Genomic DNA, 8,494 nt, shown 5'->3' on the forward strand with positions numbered 1-8,494 from the left:
TTATTAAACTAAATATTTACATATTATTTGGGCTTGTCGCAGCCTAGGTATATAGACCAATAAAGAGCAATAAATCAGGTCATTGTTTTTGTTGCTGCGGCATTAGTAACGGTTTTTGCTTAATATTAGCCTCTGGTTAAATATTGTTACTGTTGGTTACATGTGTACTTTTACTAACGTTAACCCTTCTTACTAGATTAACTACTTTAATCTGAACTCTTTTCTGTTAGATTTGTGACTACCTGATAACAGAACCTACTTAAAAATATAACAAAGAGGGGATTCGATGCAGTGGTTTAAACGTTCTCTGAGCCTACAATTGGTCGTGACTATTGTTGGTGCACTCGCAGTACTATTTACCCTAGTCGCCGTCTTGCTTGTGAAAAATGAAAGCAGCAGTACACGTCAACAAATCGATAACGATCTCACCAGTCTAGTGCAATTAAAGTCCATAGAAGTCCGTAGCTACTTTGAGTCCAAAGGTCAGCTTATTCATGCCATTTTTGCCAATCCGACCGTGGTTGACTGGTTTAGCCAATATAGCCAACGTTTAAGCGACCTCTCAGCAGACAAACAGTATCAATCTGTTGTTGAGTATTTTAAGTTTTTTTCAGATCAAGATAGTGACATTAAATCGGTTTTCTTTGGTTCAGCTAATACCTTTGAATATTTTGATTTAAATGGCCGCTATAACGATAGCGAGTACTTCACCAATAAACGTCCTTGGTGGCAAGAAGCCATCGATAAAAACGGTATGTTTGTTGGCGACCCAGCGGTAGACGCTAACGATGGTTCTATTTCAGCAACCGTTAAAACAGTTGTAAAAGGCAGTTCAGGTAAGCTTATTGGTATTGGTGGTATGGATATTCTTATCGATACCATAGGTAGCGAGCTATTGGCGCCGATTAAGTATCAAGGCGCGGGTCAGGCATTTTTGCTCACCAACGGTGGTAAGTTAGTTTACTTCCCAGGTTTTTCAGAAAGCTTTCCGCCGGGAAGTGATGCAGCGCAAGTCGATAGCAAGTTTCAACAGTCAAATGGTTTTGCGGATCTTAGTCGTCAGATGCGTTCTCAAGCATCTGGATTTGCAGAGGTAACCTTTAAAGGTGAAGCGCAGCGGGTTATTTTTGTGGAAGTTGGCGGTCAATACCCGGAGCAGAAATGGCACCTAGCGTTTATGTTACCCGTCGATGTGATTGAAGCGCCTGTTACCGATGCGATTATAAACTCAATACTGTTATCAATATTGATCATGGTATTTGTGGGTATGACTGTATGGGCAACTCTGCTGCCATTTAGAAAACAGATTAATCACTTACTCTGGGCGATGGAAGATATAGCCGAGGGGGATAGCGACCTTGCTAAACGAATTGATATTAACCGCGAAGATGAGCTCGGCAAACTTGGCGATGCATTTAATCGTTTTGCTGCCAAGGTGCAGGGAATGTTGCAAGAAACCCGTGAGTTAACTTTGCAGGTTGAACAGGGGGTGCGCTCTGCATCTGATGTGAGCACCAGAGCACTGCAGTCAGTGAGCCAGCAAAAGCAAGAAATTGCGTCAGTTGCCACTGCTGCAACTGAGATGGCGCACACTAGCCAAGAGATGGCAGCAAGTGCTCAGCGCGCCAGTGAGTTTGCAGATAAAGCCCAAACTCAGTCGAGCGAGGGCAGTGTGATTGTCGCACAGGCAACGCACGGCATGCAGTCTTTATCAGTTCAAGTGATTGAAGCGGCTAAGGTCGTTAAACAGCTTAGAACTCGTTCAGAGCAAATCGGTGAGGTGCTTAATGTTATTCGTGGCATTGCCGAGCAAACTAACTTACTGGCACTTAACGCTGCAATTGAAGCCGCGAGAGCGGGCGAGCAAGGACGTGGCTTTGCTGTGGTCGCAGATGAAGTGAGAACTCTTGCATCGCGCACACAAGATTCAACCACCAATATTCAAGAGATCATTCAAACACTGCAGCTCAACGCTAATGAAGCTGAGCAAGTGATGGAGGCCGGTGTTGAGCAAGCAAATATTGGTCAAGATCTTACCGCCAAAGTCGAAGTGGCATTAGGCGATATTACCGATGCGATTGAAGCGATACAGCAGCAAACAATAGAGATCTCTGCAGCTGTAGGCCAGCAAGCTGTAGTTGCAGAAGAAGTCGCTTGTAACATTGAAAATGTGCGTACTTTATCGGATGAGTCGCTTGCTGCAAGTGAAGCGCTATCGCATAACTTTGATGAGTTTGCAGAGGTAAGTCAGTCATTGGGTAACAATATTAAGCAGTTTAAGATTTAAACAGCTTATTTGAATAACCGAAAAGGAAGCCATAGGCTTCCTTTTTTGTTTTCAGAGTCGGTGAAAATGCGCTTTTTATTGTGCACTGTGTTTTTATACAGTATCATTGTCGGCGGAGGATATAGGCTTGCAAAAAATCATTCACGTCGACATGGATTGCTTTTACGCTGCAGTGGAAATGCGCGACTTTCCCGAGTTACGAGGAAAACCAATTGCCGTGGGCGGCCGCAGTGATCGCCGTGGAGTGATCAGCACCTGTAATTATGAAGCGCGGCAATTTGGCGTGCGCTCAGCAATGGCATCGGGTTACGCCTTAAAGTTATGTCCCGATTTAATATTAGTCCCCGGGCGAATGCAGGTTTATAAAGAGGTTTCTAGCCAAATTCGTGCGGTGTTTGAGCGCTATACCGACTTAATCGAGCCACTGTCTCTAGATGAAGCCTACCTTGATGTTACTGATAGTCCACATTGTAAAGGCTCTGCTACCCTCATGGCACAAGCAATTCGCGCCGACATCTTAGCCGAGACGGGGCTAACCGCATCGGCAGGCATCGCGCCGGTTAAGTTTCTTGCCAAGATAGCGTCTGACTTAAATAAACCCAATGGACAATATGTGATCCGCCCCGACATGATTGATGAGTTTGTAAAAACCTTACCCCTAATAAAGATCCCCGGGGTAGGTAAGGTTACCGCCAAAAAGTTAGCTGATTTAGGGTTACATAATTGCAGCGATATTCAAGCTTATCCAGAAGCAAAGCTCATCGAGCGTTTTGGTAAGTTTGGCGCAGTATTGATAGAGAGAGCAAAAGGTATAGATAAGCGCGCAATTTCACCTAACCGTGAACGAAAATCAGTGGGTGTCGAAACCACGTTAGCCAAAGACATTCATACCCTTGAGCAGTGCCGTGCAGTGATGCCGCAACTTATTCAAGAGCTAGGGGCACGTGTGAGTCGCAGTGCCAAAGATAGAGTTATCCATAAACAGGTGGTTAAGCTTAAGTTTGAAGACTTTAAGCAAACCACGATTGAGCATCGTAGCGACGAGATCTCGGTAAACTTGTTTTATCAGCTACTTGAACAAGCGATGGAGCGACAACATGAACGCGGTATTCGTTTGCTTGGGGTATCAGTAGGTTTGGCGTCTAATACTACAACTACAGTAGAGAGTGATAGTCGCGATACCAGCCAAATGGATTTAGGTTTTTAACCTTTAATTTCCATGAATCTAAAAGCTGTTTAATAACAAAAAGGCCACTTATTGCTAATCAATAGCTAAGTGGCCTTATTCATTTTTACTTCCTAAAACGATTGGAAGTATAAGTGTAAATTAGTCTTTAGCTGGGGTGCGTTCTAGTACTGCTAGCAACAGCTTCCAGTACTGACCTACTGTAGTGATATTCACTTTTTCGTCTGGGCTATGTGGGTAGCGGATAGTCGGGCCAATTGAGACCATATCCATCTCTGGGTAAGGTTTCTTAAATAGACCACACTCAAGGCCTGCATGGATCACCATGATAGTCGGCTCTTTGTTGTAAATCGCTTCATAAGTTTGACGCACGCTTGCCATAACGGGTGAGCTGTTGTCTGGCTTCCAACCTGGGTATGCACCGCTGAACTCAACATTTGCGCCAGCTAGGTTGGCAAGTGAGGTTAATACCCCTTCAACTTCGCTGCGGCCAGAATCAATCAATGAACGGATAAGACAAAGGATTTGTACGCTGTCACTCTCAGTGCTGATAACACCTACGTTAAGCGAGGTTTCTGTCACGCCTTCAACTTCATCACTCATACGAATAACGCCATTAGGGCATGCATTTAGCAGATCAACTAAGATCTGTTGGCAATCTTCGCTCATCACTTGCTTTTCAGCTGGGATCTCTTCAAGTGTAAGTAGCGTACCTGGATCGGCAATTGCTAACTCTTCGCGCACTAGTGCTTGAAATTCACCGATACGAGTCTGCAGTAGTGTTAGGTTCTCTGGCGGGATCATAAAGCTGATAGCCGCTTCACGTGGAATCGCATTACGCAGTGAGCCGCCAACAAATTGTGTTAGCTCAATGGCAAGCTCGTCAGCGTGATCAAATAAGAAGCGCGCTAGTAGTTTGTTAGCGTTACCACGACCTAAATGAATGTTCACTCCTGAGTGACCACCCTTTAAACCTGAAACAGACAGCTTGTAGCTGGCATTTGTTGGCTCTGGAGATTGCCATACCATAGGCACAGTTAGCTGGGCATCTACGCCGCCAGCACAACCCATGTAGATCTCGCCTTCTTGTTCTGAGTCGGTATTAATTAAGATCTCAGCCTCAAGCATGCCGGCTTCTAGGCCAAATGCGCCTGTCATGCCCGCTTCTTCGTCGATAGTGAGTAGCACTTCCAGTGGACCGTGAGCAATATCGTCAGCGCCTAAAACTGCAAGTGCAGACGCCATGCCAATACCATTATCTGCACCTAAGGTTGTCCCCTTAGCCTTAACCCAGTCGCCATCGACATAAGCTTCAATTGGATCTTTTTCAAAATCATGCTCTTTGTCAGCATTTTTCTGCGGCACCATATCAATATGCGCTTGTAGCACTACTGTTTTACAGTTTTCCATTCCGGCAGTGGCTGGTTTTTTAATGATCAGGTTACCGACTTTATCTTCGACAACATCTAACTGCTTGTCTTTAGCCCAAGCTTGAATATGAGCGCTAAGTGCTTGTTCATGCTTAGATGGGTGCGGAATGGCACAGATTTGCTCGAACCATTGCCAAAGTGCTTGTGGTTGTAATTGACTAAGTGTGGTCACGTATATTCCCCTATTCTAATTAAAGTGCCCCGTTTGATTCAAACAGTAGGGCACATGTGGGCTTGAGGCTGAAAATGCCGACAGTTTAACATAGTCTAAGTACGCTGCGGAGTCGTTTACAGAGGCGAGGTATTTAGCTTGTCAGCCTAAGTTTCCACTGTCATTTTGATGCAACATAATGTGATTGGTATTCAAGGCATATTCGGTGAATAATGCGTTAGCAAATAAGTTAAGTTGCCATACAAGCAAACAGGCAATGACAATAATAAAATCTAAGAAGGAAAGGTTATGGGGTCAGTTAAGTTTGTTGATGTAGTAGAGCAAGATGCCATTTTTGAAGGAAGTGGCTGGGATGCATTAGTGGTTGTGACTGCAGATCTTGAATCGTTGCAATTTGAAGAAATTGCGATGCTGGCGAATCATGGTCAGAAGATAGATAAACGAGTGGGGCAGTCTGCAACCTTGTTATTTGCGCCAGGAATGGCAGGCGGAAGGCTGATTATTGCCCCGGTTAAAAAAGCCGATGATGACTATCAAGATGTGCGTGTGTTTGCCGATGCTGCAAGGCAAGGGATTAAATTGGCTAAAGACGCCGGTGCGAAACGCCCACTACTACTGGTTAATCGTTTAAGCGAGCAACGCTATGAGTATGCAGCGCAAGTTGCAGCACTGGCTTGTGGGCAAGAGCTTTGGCAAGCATTAGAGCTCAGAGAAGCGGGCGGCGGAGACGAGCCTCTTGAGGCAATAGGCTTATTAGCTGATGAACAGCATGGCGATATGTTAACGGCAATCGAAGCTGGACGAGTGCTAGCGCGTGACTTATGTGGCACTGAACCTGAGCGCATGTCAGCTCCAGCGTTTGCCGATTACTGCTTAGACTCACTACAAGGTTCTAATCTTAACATTAGCGTGGTTGAAGACCGAGATATTCTTGAGCGAGACTACCCGTTACTTAGCGCTGTTGGCCGTTCATCATTTGCCGTGTTAAGACATCAGCCACGCGTGGTTAAATTGGAATATGTCGGTGATGGCCCAATTGAACACACATTCTTATTTGCCGGTAAAGGCGTGGTGTATGACACAGGCGGCGCCGATCTAAAAATTGCAGGCAGTATGGCGGGTATGAGCCGCGACAAAGGTGGCGCGGCGGCTGTTGCTGGCTTAATGAAAACAGTCAGCATGTTAAAGCCTAAAGGGATCCGTATTATTGCAGAGCTTGGTTTAGTGCGTAACAGTATCGGTAGCGAAGCCTTTGTTACTGACGAGATCATCACCAGCCATGCTGGCAAACGTGTACGTATTGGCAATACTGACGCAGAAGGGCGTTTAGTGTTAGCAGACCTGTTATCACACCTGCGTTTAAAAGCGGTTGATGCGGTGAAACCACAAATGTTTTCAGTGGCGACATTAACCGGCCATGTGGTGCGTTGTTATGGCGGCTATACAGCGGTTGTTGAAAACAGTGTAGCTAAGCAGGCAAATGTAGCGACTCATATGCAAAGCCTTGCATCACTCTGGGGCGAACCTATTGAGGTCAGCCAATTGCGCCGTGATGACTTTAGTAAGATTGTCGACCCATCGGGGGCTGCTGATATGTTGTCATCAAATAATGCCCCGTCATCGGTGACGGCGCGAGGTCATCAATATCCTGCTGCATTTTTGCTTGAAGCATCTGGTTTGAGTCAACATGGGTTGAATGCTGCAACGCCAATTGCCTATAGCCATATCGATATTGCCGGCAGTGCAACAGAGGGCCACCCACAATATGGTGCCCCAACAGCCACGCCGCTAGTGGGTTTGTACCATTACATGATGGCTAATTCATAAGCTATCGAGTAAAGCCATACAAACTTAAAATCTATATGTTGAATAAAAGCAGTGCTTTAGGCGCTGCTTTTTTATTTTTAACAACAGCTAGGTCGGCATAAGTTAATTTAGGTATCGGGGCATTCACTAATAAATCTTGTAATAAAATAACGTAAAAGTGCTTTTTTTAGCTTTTTTAATAAAAAAGCTTGTAATAAAACTACATTTCTCTATAATTGCTTTCGTCGGGTAAGCAATGGTGCTTATCGGCACTTAGTCTATCCAGGAAGGATAATTCTCCAAGGAATCGAGCGACAAGTTGACTCTACAAGCCAGCGAACGGCTTTTACGAAAGTAGAGTATTAGGAATTCAACTTTGTTTGGAGTAATCAATATGTATTTTAGTCACACAATTTATTCGCAGAGCTTTTGGTTAAACACAGAAATTTTGCGTGGCGGTTTATACGCCATGACTTTTAAGGGCTAACCCTCCTTATATTAAGTCGCATCAGTTTCCATCAACCTTTATTGTATCTTTTAGATACCTAAGACCAAGTCGCTGATAGCCTGAGTTAGTATACTCCCGCTATTTGCCATTGATTAACGCTAGCGCGCTAACCAATTTCCGCTAGGAACACTTGAAATGTCTTGCCCACTCATTGAGTGGGCTTTTTTTTATCTTAATTTTAAGCATGGGTAAGAAAGTGTCGCAGCCTGGTATCTTCCTCTGCATGGATAATTTGGTAATTAATCGATCTAAATTAATGAGAAAGGCGATGCGGTATGCAGATAACGGTGTTTTATGTGATTTAGATCTTGTTTGCTTGTTGGGTTATTACACTTAAGCCGCTTTTTTTATCTTATTTAACGTAATGGGTTGTAATAAAATTACAACTCTCTATAATCCTCCCCTTCTTTGGTTAGACAGCTGTCAGCCAAGTCGAGTTTATAGGCAAATCACAGGGCGTTTAGCGGTGGTTTGGCGCAGCGATTAATCGCTGAGACGTTTAAAGGTTCACTTACCTTTAAAGTCGCTTTAAGTTTCCATCAACCTTATAGCACCTTTTGGGTGTTTTTAGACTCAAGTTGTATATTGACCATGTCGATATGCCATTGATTAACGCTAGCGCGCTAACCGATTTCCTTATGGAACACTTGAAATGTCTTAACCAGCTCCTTTGAGCTGGTTTTTTTTTACCTAAATTTAATGGGGTTTGAAGGTAGGTTGATATCAATACTAATATTGCTATGAACCAACGCTAGCAACATTATGCCGATTTCCTTATGGAACACTTGAAATGTCTTAACCAGCTCCTTTGAGCTGGTTTTTTTTGTCTAAATTTTTATGATTGCTTCATGGTGGGGCATTAATACAGGTATCGTTATGAACTAACGCTAGCAACATTATGCCGATTTCCTTTTTACTCTTTATTCGAGATGCTTGAAATGTCTTAACCAGCTCCTTTGAGCTGGTTTTTTTTACCTTGGATTTAAGGTTTGAAATCAGGTTGCATCTGGGCTTTGATGTGGTCAACTAAAACTGTACACCAATAGGGGATACGTATTTACGCAGCCGTTTCAGCCGCTGTTGGTGTCATGTAATTATTGTAACT

4 protein-coding genes are annotated in these 8,494 nt (G+C 44.1%); 3 read left to right on the top strand and 1 reads right to left on the bottom strand.

What is annotated here, in order from left to right; all coding sequences use genetic code 11:
* Window positions 1–286: 286 nt before the first annotated feature.
* On the top strand, window positions 287–2,287 hold the full coding sequence (locus L2748_RS15625) for a methyl-accepting chemotaxis protein (RefSeq protein ID WP_220780030.1): 2,001 nt from the start codon (window positions 287–289) through the stop codon (window positions 2,285–2,287).
* Between the two features lie 127 nt (window positions 2,288–2,414).
* Window positions 2,415–3,494: a DNA polymerase IV gene (gene dinB / locus L2748_RS15630; RefSeq protein WP_220780028.1), complete on the top strand. Its 1,080-nt coding sequence runs from the start codon at window positions 2,415–2,417 to the stop codon at window positions 3,492–3,494.
* Between the two features lie 120 nt (window positions 3,495–3,614).
* Here the strand turns inward: dinB and L2748_RS15635 are convergent, their stop codons facing one another.
* Window positions 3,615–5,075 (bottom strand): aminoacyl-histidine dipeptidase, encoded by a 1,461-nt coding sequence (locus tag L2748_RS15635; RefSeq protein WP_220780020.1) that lies wholly within the window; start codon window positions 5,073–5,075, stop codon window positions 3,615–3,617.
* Window positions 5,076–5,363: 288 nt separating this feature from the next.
* Here L2748_RS15635 and L2748_RS15640 point away from each other — a divergent pair, with 288 nt between their 5' ends.
* Entirely contained in the window at window positions 5,364–6,902 is a 1,539-nt protein-coding gene (locus tag L2748_RS15640) for a M17 family metallopeptidase (RefSeq protein WP_220780018.1), read from the top strand.
* The last annotated feature ends 1,592 nt before the right edge of the window (window positions 6,903–8,494 follow it).

The sequence above is a fragment of the Shewanella sairae genome (assembly GCF_023283535.1).
GTDB lineage: Bacteria > Pseudomonadota > Gammaproteobacteria > Enterobacterales > Shewanellaceae > Shewanella > Shewanella sairae.